Annotated in this window: 18 protein-coding genes; 12 read left to right on the plus strand and 6 right to left on the minus strand. The window is 45.5% G+C overall.

Annotated features, from left to right (window positions below; genetic code table 11):
* Positions 1-101: 101 nt before the first annotated feature.
* The 4 genes from EI981_RS01805 to EI981_RS01820 all read right to left on the minus strand — a co-directional run bounded on the left by EI981_RS01805 (position 102) and on the right by EI981_RS01820 (position 5,011).
* Complete coding sequence (locus EI981_RS01805; RefSeq protein ID WP_126994891.1) at positions 102-1,022, minus strand: ROK family protein; 921 nt, start codon at positions 1,020-1,022, stop codon at positions 102-104.
* Entirely contained in the window at positions 1,012-2,841 is a 1,830-nt protein-coding gene (locus EI981_RS01810) for a class I mannose-6-phosphate isomerase (RefSeq protein WP_126994893.1), read from the minus strand. The genes EI981_RS01805 and EI981_RS01810 overlap by 11 nt, the downstream gene beginning before the upstream one ends.
* A gap of 129 nt (positions 2,842-2,970) precedes the next feature.
* A complete protein-coding gene (locus EI981_RS01815; protein ID WP_126994895.1) occupies positions 2,971-3,879 on the minus strand; it encodes an AraC family transcriptional regulator in 909 nt (302 codons plus the stop codon).
* 49 nt (positions 3,880-3,928) lie between these two features.
* Entirely contained in the window at positions 3,929-5,011 is a 1,083-nt protein-coding gene (locus tag EI981_RS01820; RefSeq protein ID WP_126994897.1) for a GntR family transcriptional regulator, read from the minus strand.
* Positions 5,012-5,274: 263 nt separating this feature from the next.
* Between EI981_RS01820 and EI981_RS01825 the strand changes: the two genes are divergently transcribed.
* From EI981_RS01825 to EI981_RS01875, 11 genes are all read left to right on the plus strand, one after another.
* Complete coding sequence (locus EI981_RS01825; protein ID WP_126994899.1) at positions 5,275-6,882, plus strand: xylulokinase; 1,608 nt, start codon at positions 5,275-5,277, stop codon at positions 6,880-6,882.
* Positions 6,883-6,896: 14 nt separating this feature from the next.
* Complete coding sequence (locus EI981_RS01830; RefSeq protein ID WP_126994901.1) at positions 6,897-7,592, plus strand: L-ribulose-5-phosphate 4-epimerase; 696 nt, start codon at positions 6,897-6,899, stop codon at positions 7,590-7,592.
* Between the two features lie 32 nt (positions 7,593-7,624).
* Entirely contained in the window at positions 7,625-9,049 is a 1,425-nt protein-coding gene (gene araA / locus EI981_RS01835; RefSeq protein WP_126994903.1) for an L-arabinose isomerase, read from the plus strand.
* 126 nt (positions 9,050-9,175) lie between these two features.
* Complete coding sequence (locus EI981_RS01840) at positions 9,176-9,595, plus strand: glycoside hydrolase family 127 protein (protein WP_162616055.1); 420 nt, start codon at positions 9,176-9,178, stop codon at positions 9,593-9,595.
* A gap of 198 nt (positions 9,596-9,793) precedes the next feature.
* On the plus strand, positions 9,794-10,372 hold the full coding sequence (locus EI981_RS01845) for a PspA/IM30 family protein (protein WP_126994907.1): 579 nt from the start codon (positions 9,794-9,796) through the stop codon (positions 10,370-10,372).
* 39 nt (positions 10,373-10,411) lie between these two features.
* On the plus strand, positions 10,412-11,443 hold the full coding sequence (locus EI981_RS01850; protein ID WP_126994909.1) for a TFIIB-type zinc ribbon-containing protein: 1,032 nt from the start codon (positions 10,412-10,414) through the stop codon (positions 11,441-11,443).
* Positions 11,440-12,243, plus strand: a complete 804-nt coding sequence (locus tag EI981_RS01855; RefSeq protein ID WP_126994911.1) for a TPM domain-containing protein — start codon at positions 11,440-11,442, stop codon at positions 12,241-12,243. Before EI981_RS01850 ends, EI981_RS01855 begins: the two co-directional genes overlap by 4 nt.
* A 51-nt stretch (positions 12,244-12,294) precedes the next feature.
* On the plus strand, positions 12,295-13,308 hold the full coding sequence (locus tag EI981_RS01860; RefSeq protein ID WP_126994913.1) for an SPFH domain-containing protein: 1,014 nt from the start codon (positions 12,295-12,297) through the stop codon (positions 13,306-13,308).
* 230 nt (positions 13,309-13,538) lie between these two features.
* Positions 13,539-14,492, plus strand: a complete 954-nt coding sequence (locus tag EI981_RS01865; RefSeq protein ID WP_126994914.1) for an alpha/beta hydrolase — start codon at positions 13,539-13,541, stop codon at positions 14,490-14,492.
* Between the two features lie 106 nt (positions 14,493-14,598).
* The gene (locus EI981_RS01870) at positions 14,599-15,054 is read left to right on the plus strand and encodes a helix-turn-helix domain-containing protein (protein WP_227011857.1); all 456 of its coding nucleotides are present in this window, start codon (positions 14,599-14,601) and stop codon (positions 15,052-15,054) included.
* Between the two features lie 7 nt (positions 15,055-15,061).
* On the plus strand, positions 15,062-15,904 hold the full coding sequence (locus EI981_RS01875; protein ID WP_126994918.1) for a DUF6544 family protein: 843 nt from the start codon (positions 15,062-15,064) through the stop codon (positions 15,902-15,904).
* Positions 15,905-16,017: 113 nt separating this feature from the next.
* Here EI981_RS01875 and rhaM read toward each other — a convergent pair whose 3' ends face one another.
* On the minus strand, positions 16,018-16,332 hold the full coding sequence (gene rhaM / locus EI981_RS01880) for an L-rhamnose mutarotase (protein ID WP_126994920.1): 315 nt from the start codon (positions 16,330-16,332) through the stop codon (positions 16,018-16,020).
* A 242-nt stretch (positions 16,333-16,574) separates the two neighbouring features.
* Positions 16,575-17,495 carry a hypothetical protein gene (locus tag EI981_RS01885; protein WP_126994922.1) on the minus strand — a complete coding sequence of 307 codons (921 nt, stop codon included), beginning with the start codon at positions 17,493-17,495 and terminating at the stop codon, positions 16,575-16,577.
* A gap of 281 nt (positions 17,496-17,776) precedes the next feature.
* Between EI981_RS01885 and EI981_RS01890 the strand changes: the two genes are divergently transcribed.
* Complete coding sequence (locus EI981_RS01890) at positions 17,777-18,739, plus strand: ABC transporter permease (RefSeq protein WP_227011650.1); 963 nt, start codon at positions 17,777-17,779, stop codon at positions 18,737-18,739.
* Positions 18,740-18,752: the final 13 nt, after the last annotated feature.

Genomic DNA, 18,752 nt, shown 5'->3' on the forward strand with positions numbered 1-18,752 from the left:
AGGGATTGAGGAGCGGAGCGTACGTAGTTTGTACGTGAGCACCGGAAATCCCGGCTGAATTCAAGATTCGATGTCGAGTTGCTTCCTGAATTACTTCGTGATCAAAAGCGGAACATATGTGAAATACCTAGGAATGTGTTTTCTAGCATCAGCTCTGAAGTGTGTATTTGAATTTGATGTAGATCGGCGAAGCCTTGAAGAGCAGCACTGAATAAATGAAAGCTCTTTGAGAGCTGCCCTCCGAATACGAGAAGGTTTGGTTGAAATGCCTGAATGTACGGAATGAGCATGTCTACAAGGCGATTACCGAACTCCGTAAAGACCTCTCTGGATAATACATCACCGGCTATAGCGTCTTCAGCCAGTTCTTTCACGTCGAGATCAGGCTTCATCACCCCCAGGCTGTGGGCAAGCTGAAGGATACCGCGCTTGGAGAACGCATCATCAATGATTCCATCACGGTAGGGCTGATTGTACAGCCAGCCATTACCCGGAATGCCCTTGAAATGATCAATGATGGTCGATTTGTCGATAAAAGCAGTGCCTAGTCCGGTGCCTAAAGTTAGCGCAATGAAGCGATCCTGCGGATAATTCGTGCTGAAGCCAAGCGCAAACAGTCTGGCATCATTCTCAAACCTAATCTCTGCCGATTGAAGCGGTTTTGCCCATGAACCTTGTTCTTGTGCAAGCCGTTCATATAAGGCCTCTTTTACACTAAATCCGTAAAGGGATTCGAATTTATCCAGCCCCTGAATGTAACAAATTCCTTGCTTGTAATCGAAAGGGCCAGGAAAGGCCAAACCGATATGCCAATGACCGTCTTGTTCAATGAATTGGGAATGGTAAAAATCCGCTTGGTATTTAAAAATATGAATAAATTGCTCGATAATCGTCTCTTGATCTTGGTCTGCTAACGAAGGAAATTCCTTCTGACTAGCGGGTATAGGGACATGGTTCAGCATGATGCAGCTTTTGATAAATGTTCCTCCCACATCAAGCGCAATAACGATGTTACGCTTCAATGAGACTCACATCCCAAGTCTTGGATACGCCCGCTTTGATGAGTTTGCATGGCCCACTGCCAAGATTTACGATTCGGTAAGCTCCGAAACTGGCAGGTAGAATATAGGATTCGGCATATTTAAACTCTACATACATAGACTCATCCGCGCATGATATGATCCGCACCTGTTCGCCCTCGACGAGATTGTACATCACCATTTCAGCGTTTGTGTTATCCTCCCATGTAGTGTGCAAGTGCACCCGATGGACATAGAACAGTAGATCATGATGCTGACCTAATAAATACTCTTCGTTCTCGCCCTGCGACTGCAGCAAGGTAGGGAGTGGAATGAGATGTTCCTCAACCCATTGGGTCTTCTTGAAGAAGTCGATATTCTCAAATGCATGATCGATGTTAATAGGGCGTGGTTTTCCGTCTAAGCCCTGACGCAGATAATCATAGATTTTGAAGGTGAACCACCATGTGGTGGATGAGATTTCAAGCACTAGATTATCCTTGCCTGATGCATGTACTGTTCCAGTTGGGATGAGGTAGAGATCCCCCTTCTTCGCAGGATAGGAATTAACATAATCCGTTATTTCAATCGGGATTCCGGTATCTTGAGCGGTCTGTACGGCAGTATAGAAGCCTTCCTTGGTGCATGGCTCCGTCAGCCCCAGGTACACCTCGGAATTGCCCTTGCTCTCCATAATATAATAGGACTCCTGCTGCGCCATTAACTCGTTGAACTGGTTACGGATGTATTCCTGCTTCGGATGAACCTGACAGGATAAGTTACTGCCATCCATCGTATCCAGATAGTCAAAGCGAATCGGAAAATAATCGCCAAATAGCTTAACGAGCCGTTCTCCGAGAATCGAGGCATGTTCATAATGCATGACTAGGAGAAAGGGAATTTCAATCTGCTTGCCTTCATATTCCATAATGATAGAGTTCTCTGGAGCAATCGGTTCAAAGCTCCACGCGCAGTTGGCCCAATCTGCAGGCAAATCGGCGAATTCTTTAAGATATTGACCGCCCCAAACCCCTGGAGCAAAGAACGGTTTCACGCGCATAGGTACTTGAGCGATACTGGAGATCATTTGACGAAGCGAACAGGTTGTTGTCATCACGGGAGCATCGGGTTGATTCATATCGATGTAGTAGTGAATAGAGTTCAGAATATGCTTGCGATAGGTTTCAAAAATAGGCCATTCCACAAACAGCGATATTTTGTACTTCTCTGTGTCATCTTCGTTCCCATTGAATCCAAAATTCAGCAGCTGCTGCTTGTATTCGATTTGCTGATACTCACGTGAGACATCCAAGAAGTAGGTAATGTCGAAATTACCGTCGCCTAGCCAATAAGCGCCTGGACCACAAGTGATAACACAGAACGGAAGCCTAGAGGGCCTGGTAGCGGTGGCCGCATCATGTAGGGTACTTTCGGCTTCCTGCTTAGCATTAGGCCGAAAATAATCTTCAATCGTCCCCTCTGTGAAATAACCGAATGCGCGGTTATCCGTAATATTCTGCCCAAAATGCTGACGCAGCTCTTCACTTGTTTTGATAAAGCTGCTGGTTCTCATGACGAGAGTGGAGTATCCCTGTTCCTCAAGTATTTCTACCATGCTTTGCAGAACAGAATGGAAATGCGCTCCATGGGTTCCATCAAGAGCGATGCGAAGGAGACTAGGGTGGTCCTGCTCGGCTAGAGAGATCAATGGTGCGAATATCGCCTCATATCCTTGCTGCAAACCTGCCTTAGCATAAGGTATCGCTGAATCAGGTTGGATCGGATGATAGCGAACGGGGTTGACAGGCCTTTTCTCAAACATTCAAGCCACACTCCTATACAAATGATTAGCTTCATTGTAAGAAGATTTAAGGCGTAAATCTTTAGAAACAGGCTCCTGTTTTTTGTACAATTCGGACATTGTGGGAGAGTGGCTGGGGAGAGGATCGAGTTATGTCTGTTTCCTATTTTGCCGCCCATCTGTAAATTGAGCTTTTCGGAACTTGGCAGGGGCAACGCCCAGCTTTCTTGTAAATACACGGGTAAAATAATGGACGGATTCAAATCCAGTACGTTCGGCGATATCCTTAATGGCAATGTCACTGTTAAGCAGCCAGTCCTTGGCCTTCTGTACCCTCCGTTCCTGCACATAATGCACAAAGGTTTGACCTAGCTGGGTGTGAAACAGTCTTGATAAGTGCCGCGAGGAAATTCCCAGCTCTTGCGAGACTTGCTCAATTCGTAGAGGTGAAGAGAGATTATCTTCTATATATAACTTGGCTCGTCTCAACTGGCGATGCTCCTCGGTATCCTCATTTAAGGCATCACCACTCAGATTCGGCGTAGAGGAGAGACCATGCAGAAAGGATAGAAGCAGAGAGAGAACAAGATGCTGCAGCATATCTCTGGGAATGGGCTGTGTACTCTCGATCAGGCCTAGAATCGTCTGCCAAATCTGCGCTGTGATCTGAGAGTCTTCCGGGTCCGCGACAATCTTGCCGTGGTGAGCTATGCTGCGGAAGCCTCTCGTATAAGCCTCGGAGGTCTGCAATTCATCGACTTCAAAAGCTACGAAAAACAAGGCAAGGCCCTGTTCACTGCGAATTTGATGCCATACGCCGGGCTTTGAACAGAACAGGGTTCCAGTCTGCAATGGATAATCGACACCATCGTCTGTGTATTCACCTGAACCCTCTAATACGTAGCAAATTTCGAAAAAAGAGTGCCGGTGCAGAGAGTTGCTGTAATGAAGAGGCATGAAGCCCCAATAGTGAATTTTGAAGGATGCCTGGTTCCCGCTGATTTGTGAGATATGTTGATTGAGAAGGGCATTCGCTCTTCTGAAGGCTTCATAAGACATGATGTGCCCCTCCAATTAAACATAAAGTATAGTAAACAATGTATTTATCCTATCTCGCGACTACAGTTTCACCTTCAATTAACACAGGTTGATAATAGGTGCTGTGGGGCAGATCCTTTTTTCCTTGTAATTTCTTAATAACCCAATCCGCTGCATCACGACCCATCGTTTCTTGGGGGTGAGTCAAAGTAGTTAGTTTGATGTTCGAATTCTTGGCAATATAGGAGTTGTCCTGGCCAATAATCGATAGTTCCTCTGGAATAGAGATGTCTAGCTTCCTGCAGGCATGGACCACTTCCAAACCGACCTCATCGTTATAACAGACAATAGCAGTGAGGGTATCTTTATTTTTATTCAGGAAATCGGTCAAGTTTGTAGATAACGACTGTTTCGTCTCCGTATTGAACGAAAAAATTTGTTCCGGATTAAACCGCAATTTAGCTTCTTCGAGCGCTTTGATATACCCCTTCATTCGATACTTTCCTTGCAGATCATCCATTTTTGCAATAAGTCCAATTTGGTTATGCCCTTTGGATATCAATTCTTTGGTTGCCAGATAACTGGACTGCACATCATCCAGACAAAGGAAAGGCAGCTCTATTTCTTCATAAAAAGCATTGATCATGATGAGTGGAATATCCTGCTCCTTAAACGAAAGATAATAAGCAATATTGGGGTTATATAAATTGCTCTTTGTTGGTTCGATAATTAAACCATCCACGCCGTGGGACAGCATCATTTCCAGTGCTTTTTTTTCTTGAGCAACATCATTATTGGTACTAGCCAATAGCAAGGAATAATTATCCTCATTCATTCGGCTCTCAATCCCGCGGATTATGGACGGAAAGATATAGTCTGAGATATAGGTCGTAATTACGCCTATTGTCTTCTTATGGGAGCTCCCACCGGTCTTCGAAAGATATTGGTTGCTGACATAGGTGCCCGAACCCTTCTCACTTCGTAGGAATCCCTCGTTGGATAGTTCTAAAATGGCTTTTCGCACAGTCTGTCTACTAACCTCATATAAGGACTGCAAAGCAGACTCAGTAGGAATTTGGTCCCCTACATTATAATCCCCAGAAAGAATTCTACTTTTTATATCATCAATAATCACTTGATACTTTGGTTTCATGTAATTCCTCTTTCCATACTTGTTCGCTTAGATTTTTACATTTTCAATAAAGCTGTATGTACAAATTATAGCATGACTACAAAATAAATAAAAAGGAGATAGCCTGCATAAGTATAGACCAAAATTATTATTATCTCCATAAATGTACGTATATATAATCATATTATTGACAAATGTACGTACAAGTAAATATACTAAAGCTGTCAAATACGAAAACAGATTTATCATGACTTATAAAAAGCGCTGGCAGAGAGGTGACTAACATGTTATCGGATCGATTAAGCGTCCAAGTAGCCATTAATAAGGGAGAAACTTCGCTTGGGATTGAATTAGGATCTACGCGTATTAAAGCAGTACTTATTGATCATAGCTTTCAAACAATCGCTTCTGGTAGTTACGAATGGGAAAATCAGTTGAAGGATGGAATTTGGACGTACAACTTAGCGGACATAATCAAAGGTCTACAAGACGCTTATCGCGTAATGAAGCAAGAAGTTCAACAAAATTATGGAATCACCCTCCATACCGTGGGTTCGATCGGGATTTCTGCAATGATGCATGGATATATGGCTTTTGACGAACAAGATAACCTGCTTGTTCCGTTCCGGACTTGGCGTAATGCTACAACAGGCAAGGCAGCCAGAGAATTAACTGATCTATTTGAATTCAATATTCCTGAACGGTGGAGCATTGCTCATCTTTATCAGGCGATATTATGCCAAGAAGAACATGTGCCGCAGGTGCGTTTTGTTACGACACTAGCAGGATATATTCACTGGTTATTGACCGGTAACAAAGCACTTGGTGTTGGGGATGCTTCAGGGATGTTCCCGATTGATGAATCCACACAAAATTATAATGAATCCATGATACAACAGTTTGATGAACTTATTGCAAGTAAGGGTTATACCTTGAAGATCAGCAACCTACTTCCTAAGGTGTATGTAGCAGGTGAGCCAGCGGGTGTATTAACCGAAGCTGGAGCCAAAATTTTGGACCCATCACTGCATTTACAAGCAGGTATTCCATTTAGTCCTCCAGAAGGGGATGCCGGAACCGGAATGGTCGCTACGAATAGCGTAAGAAGACGCACTGGGAATGTCTCCGTAGGAACCTCTGTTTTTGCCATGATTGTACTAGAACAAGAGCTTTCCAAGGTTTATCCGGAAATCGATATAGTTACTACACCCAACGGAAGTCCGGTAGGGATGGTTCACGCCAATAACTGTTCAAGTGATCTTAATGCCTGGATTGGATTGTTCCGCGAGTTCTATGAAGCGATGGGACAAAGGGTAGAAGCTGATAAATTGTACAGTGTGCTGCTGAATAGATCTTTGGAAGCAGACCCGGATGCGGGTGGACTGCTCAGTTATGGTTATTTCTCAGGCGAGAATATTACCGGGTTAGAACAAGGGCGTCCGCTATTTGTCCGCTCTCCGGAGAGCAAATTCAATTTGGCTAATTTTATGCGTGCTCACTTGTTTAGCGCATTTGGAGCTTTGAAAATGGGAATGGACATTTTGACGAAGGAAGAGAATGTTGCCATTGACAGCATTTTAGGTCACGGTGGCTTATTTAAAACTCCGGTAGTTGGCCAAAAAATGATGGCAGCCTCAATGAATGTTCCTGTTTCCGTAATGTCGACTGCTGGAGAAGGTGGCGCATGGGGAATGGCTATTCTAGCCTCTTACATGAAGAACAAAGATCAGGAAGAAAGTTTGGAAGATTTCCTGGATCAAAAAGTGTTCAAAGACGTGAAGGGAGAAGAGATTTATCCAGATGCAACCGATATTAAGGGATTTGAAACCTTTATCGAAAGATATAAAAAAGGTCTGGCGATTGAGCAATCCGCTGTCGACAATTTAGTGTGAAAGTGGGGGGCAGGATGTTAGAACAACTTAAGGAAGAGGTCTTTCAAGCCAATTTGGAATTACCGAGACAGGGACTTATTAAGTATACATGGGGAAATGTGAGTGCGATGGATCGCGAAAGTGGATTATTCGTAATCAAGCCTAGCGGTGTAAGCTATGAGACGATGAAAGCCAGTGACATGGTAGTTGTTGATCTGGATGGCAATGTGGTTGAGGGGGAGATGAGACCTTCATCCGATACACCTACTCACGCAGTGCTTTATAAACATTACTCCGAAATCGGAGGGATCGTGCACACGCATTCCACTTGGGCGACCATCTGGGCTCAAGCAGGGCTTGACGTTCCTGTAATGGGAACGACGCACGCCGATACATTCTATGGCTCCATTCCTTGTGCGCGTTTCTTGACTCAAGAGGAAATCGATCGTGGCTACGAAGCCGCAACGGGTAATGTAATTATCGAAACCTTTGAACAACGTGGGATAGATATCATGGCGGTACCCGGTGTTTTGCTTAAAGGACATGGACCATTTACTTGGGGAAATGATGCAAAATCCGCGGTAATGAACAGTGTTGTGTTGGATGAAGTATCAAAAATGAATTTATTTGCAAGAGATTTGAACCATTTCGCAGAGGAATTACCACAAGGTATTTTAGATAAACATTACTTGCGCAAACATGGAAAAGACGCGTATTACGGTCAAAAATAATCAAACTATAGAATGACGAAAAGAGGATGAATATGTCAACAGCAGTAGCAAAAGAATTTTGGTTCGTCGTAGGGTCACAACATCTTTATGGGGAAGAAGCGTTGGCTGAAGTTAAAGCACATGCACAAACGATGGCAGATGCTTTGAATAAAAGCGGAGTTTTGCCCTACCCACTAGTGCTACAAGATTTGGCTGTTAGTGCAGATAAAATCACCAACATCATGAAAGAAGTCAACTACCGAGATGAAGTTGCCGGTGTCATCACTTGGATGCATACGTTCTCGCCTGCAAAAATGTGGATTCGCGGAACCAAGATGCTGCAAAAGCCTTTGCTTCATCTAGCTACGCAATATAACGAAAGTATTCCTTGGGCAACCATCGATATGGACTTCATGAATCTGAACCAAGCAGCACATGGTGACCGTGAATATGGCTTTATTAACGCACGTTTGAACAAGCAAAACAAAGTGGTTGTAGGCTACTGGGAACGACCAGAAGTCCAGAAGCAAATTGCGGAATGGATGGACGTAGCCGTTGCTTATAACGAAAGCTTCAACATCAAGGTAGCTCGCTTTGGTGACAACATGCGTAACGTTGGCGTAACCGAAGGAGACAAAGTTGAAGCCCAAATCCAATTTGGTTGGACGGTTGACTACTTTGGTATTGGCGACCTTGTTCAAGTTATTAATGAAGTTAAGGAAGAAGAAATCGATGCGTTGTTCGCTGAATATTCAGAGCTTTATGAATTCGATTACGGTAACTATAGCAAAGAAGCATGGGAAGCTAGCGTAAGAGTACAAGCAAGCTATGAAATCGCCATGAGACGTTTCCTTGATCAAGGTGGCTACAATGCCTTCTCAACGAATTTTGAAGATTTACACGGCATGAAACAACTTCCTGGACTTGCTGTTCAACGTTTGATGGCACAAGGATATGGTTTTGCCGGCGAAGGTGATTGGAAAACAGCGGCTTTAGATCGTTTGCTCAAAGTAATGAGCCATAACCAATCCACTGGCTTTATGGAAGATTACACGTATGAATTGGCGGTTGGACAAGAATCCATCCTACAATCCCATATGCTTGAAGTAGACCCTACTTTGGCAAGCAACAAACCCAAACTTATCGTTTCCCCATTAGGCATTGGCGGTAAAGACGATCCAGCTCGTTTAGTATTTGATGGTAAAGCAGGAGACGGTGTGGTCGTTTCCATGGCTGACTTTGGTACTCATTACAAACTTTTGATCAACGAAGTTTCAGCATTTGAGCCGACTGTTCCAGCTCCAAACCTTCCAGTAGCTCGTGTACTTTGGAATGTTAAGCCAAACTTCCAAGATGGGGTTAAAGCTTGGATTGAACATGGCGGCGGTCACCATACCGTAGTTTCATTAACTTTAACAACAGACCAAATGATTACTTACGCAAAACTTGTTAACTTGGAATATGTAGTTATTAAGTAATAGCAAAGAGCCATTCATTCTACTACTTCCCATCAGCGAGGTCCAATAAACTTCATGCGGAAATTAGAAGGAGAAATGCCTTCTTTCTTAGAAAAACAGGATTTTTAGCTTGTTCTATCCGGAAATATGTTAAATATTCGATGGGGTCATGCCGTATATTGGGTGTTCTCTATGCCAGTATTACGGATGAAGGGTCATCCATATGTTCGCCAAATTTATGGTAAAGTCGCTCTACAACGTGGGCCTTTCGTCTATTGTCTTGAAGAAGTTGATAATGGGGCTGGGTTATACCAACTTAGACTACCTATTGGATCACAATTCGAAGTACAGCCGGATGATCAGCTTCATGCAGGATTAAACGTTATTCATGCCTCTGGCGAGCGATGGACTGCCGCAGAAGGCTGGGAGGAGCATTTATATCGGAGTGATTCTAGGTGGATTAAGGAGAGTGCTCCGCTAAAATTCATCCCTTACTTTACTTGGGCAAACCGCGGATTAGGCGAGATGTCTGTGTGGATTGAAGAGACGCTATCAGAAGATGTGTAGCCATTAGATATGAAGAAAGACGACTCTGATTCATTTATCGGAGTTGTCTTTTTTTAGTACGCCCAGAGATGCAAATTTACCTTGATGCCTAGAATTAATGAAGGTATTGTTTATATTATGATGCCCCGAATTGAAACCTTTTGCCTAGAACTACTGTATTATATGGAAGATGTACTTCTAGGAAGGGAGCGGTAATCGATGGGGATTTTCTCAAGATTAAAGAATATGACGAGGGCCAATGTGAACTCTTGGAAGGACCAATCAGATGAACCTGAGAAGTCAATTGATGAGTATTTGCGCAGTTTGAACAGCGATCTGGGTAAAGTGAAAGCAGAGACGGCTTCTTTGCTCGCGGAGGAGCGAAGGGCCAAGAACGCGCTGGACGAGTGCTGTGCCGAGATCATAAAAATGCAGAGGTATGCAGATAAATCGGTGGAAGCAGGTAATGAGGATGAATCGCGAAAATTTCTGGAGCAGGCTAAGAAGCTTGGTGAAAGGTTAAGCGACCTGCAGAATGCCTACAATCTGGCTTCTTCTAAGGCTGCCAGCATGAAGCAGGTCCAGGACAGGCTGATTGTGGATCTGGCAGGGCTGGAGCAGAGACGGATCGAGCTGAAGGGGAAGCTGGCAGAAGCCAGACTCCAACAAGAAGTGAATTCTGACGGCCTATCTTCCGGTCAGGCTTCGTTCCGAGAGATTGAAGAGCAGATGACACAGGCGATCCATGAGGCGGAAGCGCTGGCCGAGCTTCGAAAGGATGATCCGGATAACAAGTAACATCGTTTTTTGCTATTCTAATGTTATTGAGGTGAGCAGATGAACGTAATTGAGTACAAATGTCCGAATTGCGGCAGCGGTATGGTCTTCGATTCGGAGAAGGGAACACTTACATGTCATAGCTGCGGCAGACAGGATAATATCGAGCAGAACCTGGATCCTCTTGGCCAGCAGGCATTCCAGGCAGACGAAGTGCAGGAATACCATTGCACAAGCTGTGGAGCGGTGATTATTGCTGATGTGGAGACAGCGGCTACGATGTGCAGCTTCTGTGGCTCCGCTGTCGTTCTCGGCGATCGCTTGAGCGGGAAGCTCGCTCCGTCGTTAGTCATTCCTTTCTCGATCAGTAAGGAGCAGGCGATGCAGGCTTTCAAGAAATGGTGCAAGAATGGCTTGCTGACCCCGAGCGGATTTATGGCTGCAAATCGTATCAAAGGAATGACAGGAGTGTATGTCCCGTTCTGGTTGTATGAATTACATAACAAAGTGGATGCCTATGGACATGCGACGAAGGTGCGGACTTATACCAGGGGAGATTACCGCTACACGGAAACGGAGCATTTTGATATCTATCGGGGGCTGCGTCTGAACTATTTGCGCGTACCGATTGACGCGTCGAAGAAGATGGATGATGAGCTGATGGATCGACTGGAGCCTTTTCCTTATGATAAATTAAAGAGCTTCAAGACCCCTTATCTGGCCGGTTATGCAGCAGAGAAGTACAGCTATACCGAAACAGATCTGCTGCCACGGGCCCAGGATAAGATCAGACAATATATCGAGGAGTCGATCTCATCGTCGGTATCGGGATACACGACCTTCCATTTTACCGATAAGCAGATTGATACGAGGATGAGGAATGCGGAATACTGCATGGTCCCGGTATGGATGTTCCAATACGACTATAATCAGAAGAGCTACACCTTCGCGATGAATGGCCAGACGGGTAAGGTGGTAGGCAAGCCTCCGCTTAGCGCAGGGAAGGTGATCGCATGGTTTGCAGGTGTTACCAGCTTCTCCTTCCTGTTACTTAAGATCATCTCCTGGGCGATGGGAGGTGGGTTCCTGTGAAGAAGCGTGGTGCATTACTAGGTTTGGCAGCCGTTCTGCTGCTTCTAGTAGGATATCTGTTTAGCCCGGCTCCATTTGTTACAGCAGCTGTAGAGACTAAGAAATTAATCTACGATAAAGCAAATCTGCTTACAGAGGAAGAATATATTGAGCTGAATAAGCTGGCTAATGAATTAGGAGCCAAAAGAGATACGGACATTATGATTATTACGACCAATAATGATCAGAACTTAGATGTTGTGGTGATTACGGAGAAGTTCTATGATACTCAGGCACCGGGGTACGATAAGCCGCATGGTAATGCCGTCCTTCTGACACTGGATATGAGGAATCGCGAGGTGTATCTAGCCGGATTCTATAAAGCAGAGTATTACCTGGGCGATGATAGACTAGATAAGATCCGCGGCAAGATTACACCAGATTTCTCGGAGGGTGATTATAAGCAGGGATTCGAGAAATATATCAGAACATCCTATAAATATATGGACTTTAAGCCCGGAGTGAACCCGGACAATATTCTGTTTAATATTTGGTTCCAATTGATCGGGGCCTTGGCGATTGGAGCTATAGTAGCTGGTATTATGGCTGCTCGTACTGGCGGACGTGTTACTGTAAGCCGACGAACCTACGAGGATGGTAGTACGTCAGGGATCGTAGGCAAGGAAGATCGGTACATTCGGACAACGGTCACGAAGCAGAAGATTGAGAAGAGCTCCGGCTCCAGCAGTTCTGGCGGTGGAGGCGGTGGCGGAATTACCGGCGGGGGACACTCGCACAGCGGCAGCAGAGGCTCGTTCTAATATAAGACTTTTTGAACAAGAACTATAACGTATTTCGGGAGGGGATTTTATATGGGATTTTTTAAGAATCAGTTTGCCAACGTTGTAGAATGGGAAGAGTTCCGTGATGATATGATCTTCTGGAAGTGGAACAATCGGGAGATCAAGAAGGGCAGTAAGCTAATTATTCGTGCAGGCCAGGACGCTATCTTTATGAATGGTGGCAAGGTCGAGGGGATTTTCCAAGAAGATGGGGAATATAACATTGAATCTGAGATCATTCCATTCTTATCTACGCTGAAAGGCTTCAAGTTTGGCTTCAACAGTGGCATGAGGGTGGAAGTCCTCTTCGTGAACACGAAGGAATTTACCGTGAAATGGGGGACCCAGAATCCGATTCTGATCCCGACTCCGCAGCTTCCAGGCGGCATGCCGATTCGCGCGAACGGTACGTTCAATTTCAAAGTAAATGATTATGTTACGCTGATCGATCGGATCGCCGGAATGAAGGAGAGCTACCTTGTTGAGGATGTTAAGATCCGCATCACTTCCATACTGGATCAACTGTTAATGAAGTGGATCAGTCGAGAAGGCAAGGACATGTTCAATCTTCAGGCTAATGCCTCTGACATTGCCAAGGGGATTCGTGAGGATCTGGATATGGAAGTGATGGCGAATGGCATGACAATCACAGGCTTCCAGGTGATGAGCTTCAATTACCCGCAAGAAATTCAGGATATGATCACGAAGACAGCATCCCATGAAATGATCGGCAACTTGCAGAAATATCAGCAGGTCAGCATTACCGATGCTATGGCGTCTGGTAAGTTACAGGGCGGTGGCGCTGCTTCGGATATGGCTGGGATGATGATGGGAATGAACATGGCGAATGAAATGATGAAGAATATGAATCAAGGTTCGAATCAAGGTGCGAATTCGCAATCGGCTGCTGGGGGCCAGTCACAGCCTGCCAACAACCCTTCGGCTCCACAAGGAGACGGTGCTAAACCGAACTTCTGCCCGAACTGCGGTGCGAAGAACGAAGGTGCTAATTTCTGTCCGAACTGCGGTCAGAAGTTGGGTTAATTAAGACAGTGTCTAATAGAAGATAATCCGACGAGAAAACAGTTCACCGCAGAGCATGCATAGCTGACCGAGCTTGCATCCTGCGGTTTTTTTATCTATAGCTTGTTTGGATGATGACGTAAATGGGATTATGGACCTTAGATTTAAGGTCCCCTTTCTTTGTTGCTGCTGAGTAACTTCGAAGGTATGGTTATATTAATAGGTTTGGATTAACACTTTTTGGAGGCCAAATGGGACAGGTACTGAAGAGGATAAGCTGGGTATTCATCGGAATCATAAGTATGTTGCTGCTAGTTATCACCGTCAGCTTCATGAATCATCGGATTCAATTGAATAGAGAGGCGGGCCTGCTGAATCCGCCAGGAATAATGGTGAATGTGAACAATCACCAGATGCATGTGTATGCCGAAGGGAGCGGGCCAAGGACGCTGGTCTTCCTGTCAGGGGGTGGCACGTCCTCACCGGTGCTGGATTTCAAGGGTTTGTATTCTAAGCTGTCGGACCGTTATAGAGTCGTTGTTGTAGAGAAGGCGGGCTATGGCTATAGTGAGACTGCGGAGGTATCCCGGGATATCGATACGATCCTGGAGGAGACGAGAAGTGCTCTAAGCTTGGCAGGCGAGCAAGGGCCCTACATTCTATTTCCACATTCCATGTCTGGGATTGAGGCATTGTACTGGGCACAGAAATACCCAGATGAGGTCACTTCTATTATCGGACTGGACCCAGCCGTGCCGGAGGCCTATGATAAATACCCTCTGCCGTCCAAATTTATGATGGGATTGACGGGCTTTGGAGCCCGGATGGGCATTACCCGCTTCTTCCCGGGGATTGTGAACTCTTCGCCTGCGATCGAGGAGAATCTTCTCACCGAGCAAGAGAAGAGCGTATACCGCGCGATCTTCTATAAGAAGACGCAAACCTCCAATATGAATGAAGAGGTTCGGATGATCGCAGATAATGCCAGGAGGGTAGCGGAGGGCGGGATTCCCGAAGTGCCGATGTACTTCTTCATATCGGATGGGGCAGAGATACCGCTATCTGATTGGAAGGGTCAATTGATGACCTATGCGGAATCGGCAGCTCACGGGAAGTATATGACTCTGGATTGTGGTCATTATGTTCACGATTACGAGCCTGAGATTATTGCAGATGAGAGCGTGAAGTACATAGATGGGCTTTAGTGCCGAATAGCTCCAAAATAGACTTTGACAAAAGGGTAACTGGTTACGTATAATATATGTAACTAGTTACCCTTTTTTGATATTGGAGTGATGTATATTGATCAATATGGAGAAGCAGGCTTATATCTTTGGCGGGATTCTTACTCTGGCTAATCGGCTGCAGGTGTTGGGAGATAAGCTGGATGATCATATTACGCTGAAGCAGTGGCTGTTCATTGCCGTGATCTCGAAGCTGGAGCAGCCGGCCCCGACGATAAGTGAAGTGGCTAAGGTAACCGGGAATTCCCGGCAGAACGTGAAGAAGATGGCGGTCCTACTTGAGAGACAGGGATTTGTATCGCTGATGCAAGATGAGCAGGATGCTAGAATCATCAGAATTCACCTTACTCCTAGATGTACGGCCTATTTCCGGGACAGAAGCGGTAAGGAGAATGAGTTCATGGCTAGTCTGTTCGATAGCTTTGATGAGAGGCTAACGGACGGACTATACAAAGGAGTAATGAGGCTGGCTGATAATGTAAGTAGAATGGAGAATGAGCTTGATGAGAAGGACAGGAGGTAGACGACTTATGTGGGTGATTATTCTGATCCTTGTCGTCATCATCGCTGGAATCCTTATATTTTTTTACATCCCCCATTCTATGACCAGAGCTAAATTTGAACAGACAGTCACTGAACAGATCAGAAGCTCTGAAGCGGCTGGGAGTGACACCTTCACGCTGGAGGATATTCAAGAGTTGCCGGAGCCGGTCCGAAGATACTTCGCATACAGCGGATATATCGGCACTGCGAAAATGTCTTATATGAAGGCAGCGTTTAAGCAAGTTGATTTCATCATGTCACCGGATAAACCAGCTGTCAAAATTGATTATACACAGTATAATTTTGTTCGCGAGCCAGTAAGACTGGCCTATATCAATACGTCGATGTATGGCATTCCATTTGAGGGGTTTGACTCTTATATAGATGGGCGTGGGGGTATGAAGGGAGTACTCGGCAAGGTTATACCATTGTTCAACCAGACGGGGGGAGAGATGAATCAGGCCTGTCTCGCCACATTCCTCTCTGAATCGTTGGTCGTTCCTAACGCCGCCCTACAGGACTATATCGCTTGGGAGCCTATTGATGATACTCACGCCAAAGCGACAATTACTTATAAAGGCATATCGGCTAGTGGTGTCTTTACCTTTAGCGAGGTCGGGGAGGCTCTAAGTTTCACAACGGAGGACAGGGCGGTTATATCTACCGATGGAACTGTACAGCGGGTGACCTGGTCGGCCCTCTTTAAGGAATATAAGAACATCGGTGGCATTCGGCAGCCGACTCATTTGCAGGCGGTCTGGAACTATGAGCAGGGCGATCTCGTTTATTTCGATAGTGCTAATTTTATGATTGCGTATGGAATGGAGTAACCGTGAGTACTACATCCGCAGAATAACTTTTATAAATTTAAGAGCAGAATACAGTGCCTTTGTGAGTAAAGCTGTTAAAAAAATGAGCCGCAGGCATGCGGCTCATTTTTGAATCATGGCAAGTAGAACACTTGCTTCAAGTTTTTAGCCACGGGGCTGTTGTCTGGATTGGACTTCATAATGGGGGCCATGTAGGCCCACCACTTTTTGCAGATGTCTGTCTCTGCGATTTTATCGAAATCGGCTTTGTTCTCAACCTCCAGATAAGCGAACAGGGTATCGGCCTCCTGGTCGAGGAAGATCGAGTAGTTGGAAGCGCCGTGTTCCTTCAGGGCCTGCTTCATGTCCGGCCATAGCTGATTATGGCGTTTGTGATATTCAAATTGATTCCCTGGATGTAAATACATGATGAATGCGATTCGTTCCATGACTGATGATGTCCTCCTCTCGGTGTGATCTCGTTGAACAAATGATGATCCGGATCAAAGCAACCGGAATGTTCAACTTCTATAGTTAATGACTCTATCGCTTAAGAAGTACCCTTTCTTCATAAGCTTTTGCTCTATGATTTCCTCACTTCTACGCCCTTTATAAAGGGAATATCAGATGTGCCGCTGCAGAAGCGTTCTAGTGTTTGAGCTACAGCATTCTATATGAGGGCATATATTCTTTATAAGTTGATCACTACAATCGCCAGCACACCAAGCGAGATGCCGATCCGGCCCAGGCGGCTGAGCTTCTCGCGGAAGATAAGAACCGAGCATAGGGTAATCGACACAATAATGCTTCCCTGCACGAGCGGGAACAGATAGGAGCTGGGCACCACTCCGGCCAAATCGGTGATAATTAGATTGCCGATCAGCGAAGTAGCTGCCAGCAGTAGGATCGGCACTATATTTTGATACAGTAGAGCGCTCTCCTGAGATAGGGAGATGCGTTCTTTTTTATTCCCTGTAACGGCCAGCACTGTATAAGTTAATACATAAAACAGACAGGCGAATAAGAAGCCGATAAGCATCAGTCCCTTGGATTCGGTGCCCTCCATTCTGAATTGATGGAGCCGTTGAATAACCGCTAACATCCCGTTGCATAAGAAGGTTAACAGGCAGTACAACTTCCACCTCGATCTACTCCTATCCCTCGCCGTATCTATATGGCCCCTTGGTTCGCTATTATCCGAATTCATATTAATGAAGTAAAAGGCGGCCAGGAACAGCAGCACTGCCAGGGCGACAGTAAGCTTCAGCGCTTCGCCAAAGGCAGCTATGCCGGTGAGCGCCGGGATAATCATGCTTGCTGAGAAGTAGAAGGCTGTGTAAGAGAGCGGCCCTGCGCTAATCGCCAGATTATAGAAGATGATCGTCAGCGTAAAGCAAAGTCCAAATAAGATTCCTAATACCCATGTATTGGCACTAACCTGCCGAATATCGGGCTGAGCGAGACTGAACAGCAGCAATCCCGTAGACGCGATCAGTGTAAACCCGGCATTGATAAGTAATCTGTCTCGTAGATGCTGTGCCTTGATCAGCTTCATAGATAGCGTCTGCCCTGCGAACAGTAGAATGGCGACAACAATAAGTAGAATATTCAACCCTAGCCCCTCCAATAACAATGTCACAATAATCAATAAGCCGGGTTGCTGTATATGTACTATTAACAGTCCAGCTTACACAGTAAAGACAGTATATGCGGCGGGTCTCTGTTCGTAAACGATCATCATTTAAGCTAGGCATTCATTTTTTAAGATCATAAATTTTGAGTGTCGGAATTAAATAACGGCGATTTACGGACCGGCAAGCGGCCTCTTATGATTAGGGCAGGTTATCGTCGACGGATAGCAGCCTCATTCATTTACAACAGGAGGGGACAAATTTGTTAATAGCCAAGAAGCAGCGTGCTCCTGCGAGTACAAAGACAGCGGCGGGCAGGAATTATAAATGGCTGATGGTGAAACGCAACAAGGCGCTATACTTATTTATACTACCGGCATTTTTATACTTCTTTATATTTGCCTACATTCCGATGTACGGCGTGCAGATCGCGTTCAAGGATTTTATCGCCACGAAGGGCTTCGGAGGCAGTCCGTGGGCCGATCCCCTATTTAAGCATTTTATAACCTTCTTCAGCTCGGTGCGGTTCGGTGAAATATTCTGGAATACAATCCGGATCTCCCTGTATTATTTGCTTATCAGCTTCCCGGCTCCGATTATACTGGCGCTGATGATCAACGAGGTTCGCGGCACCCGGTTCAAGAAGCTGGTGCAGAATATTACCTATATGCCCTACTTCATCTCCACCGTTGTTTTGGTAGGCATGATCGACCTGTTTTTCTCCAACTCGGGGCTGGTCAACCAACTGACAGGGTTATTTGGTCTCGAACCGGTATTATTTCTGCAAAAGGAAGCGTTATTCGATCATATGTATGTATGGTCAGGCGTGTGGCAGGCGACAGGGTACGGCTCGGTCATTTATTTTGCGGCGCTGGCTGGAGTATCGCCCGAGCTGCATGAAGCGGCTACAATCGATGGGGCGACTCGCCTTCAGCGGGTGATTCACGTCAATATTCCGGCAATTATGCCGACAATCATAATTATGCTAATTATCAGCGTCGGCGGGATTATGAACCTGAGCTTTGAGAAGGTGCTGCTGATGCAGAAGGATATCAATATCGCCAGCTCGGAGGTGATCTCGACCTACGTGTACAAGCTGGGGATTCAGAAGGCGCAGTACAGCTTATCGTCTGCGGTCGGCCTGTTCAACAATCTCATCAATCTGGCTCTGCTCATCATGGTTAACAGAGTCGCTCGTAAAGTTGGCGAGACATCATTGTGGTAAGGAGGGAGATTTC

This window comes from Paenibacillus lutimineralis, from assembly GCF_003991425.1.
In the GTDB taxonomy this organism is placed as follows: Bacteria; Bacillota; Bacilli; order Paenibacillales; family Paenibacillaceae; genus Fontibacillus; species Fontibacillus lutimineralis.

Excerpts from the sequence above, each read along its gene's own strand:
- EI981_RS01850 (WP_126994909.1), top strand. The coding sequence starts at position 10,412 with ATGAACGTAATTGAGTACAAATGTCCGAATTGCGGCAGCGGTATGGTC.
- EI981_RS01825 (WP_126994899.1), top strand. The coding sequence starts at position 5,275 with ATGTTATCGGATCGATTAAGCGTCCAAGTAGCCATTAATAAGGGAGAA.
- EI981_RS01865 (WP_126994914.1), top strand. The coding sequence starts at position 13,539 with ATGGGACAGGTACTGAAGAGGATAAGCTGGGTATTCATCGGAATCATA.
- EI981_RS01820 (WP_126994897.1), bottom strand. The coding sequence starts at position 5,011 with ATGAAACCAAAGTATCAAGTGATTATTGATGATATAAAAAGTAGAATT.
- EI981_RS01810 (WP_126994893.1), bottom strand. The coding sequence starts at position 2,841 with ATGTTTGAGAAAAGGCCTGTCAACCCCGTTCGCTATCATCCGATCCAA.
- EI981_RS01815 (WP_126994895.1), bottom strand. The coding sequence starts at position 3,879 with ATGTCTTATGAAGCCTTCAGAAGAGCGAATGCCCTTCTCAATCAACAT.
- araA (WP_126994903.1), top strand. The coding sequence starts at position 7,625 with ATGTCAACAGCAGTAGCAAAAGAATTTTGGTTCGTCGTAGGGTCACAA.
- rhaM (WP_126994920.1), bottom strand. The coding sequence starts at position 16,332 with ATGGAACGAATCGCATTCATCATGTATTTACATCCAGGGAATCAATTT.
- EI981_RS01830 (WP_126994901.1), top strand. The coding sequence starts at position 6,897 with ATGTTAGAACAACTTAAGGAAGAGGTCTTTCAAGCCAATTTGGAATTA.
- EI981_RS01875 (WP_126994918.1), top strand. The coding sequence starts at position 15,062 with ATGTGGGTGATTATTCTGATCCTTGTCGTCATCATCGCTGGAATCCTT.
- EI981_RS01840 (WP_162616055.1), top strand. The coding sequence starts at position 9,176 with ATGTTAAATATTCGATGGGGTCATGCCGTATATTGGGTGTTCTCTATG.
- EI981_RS01870 (WP_227011857.1), top strand. The coding sequence starts at position 14,599 with ATGGAGAAGCAGGCTTATATCTTTGGCGGGATTCTTACTCTGGCTAAT.
- EI981_RS01860 (WP_126994913.1), top strand. The coding sequence starts at position 12,295 with ATGGGATTTTTTAAGAATCAGTTTGCCAACGTTGTAGAATGGGAAGAG.
- EI981_RS01845 (WP_126994907.1), top strand. The coding sequence starts at position 9,794 with ATGGGGATTTTCTCAAGATTAAAGAATATGACGAGGGCCAATGTGAAC.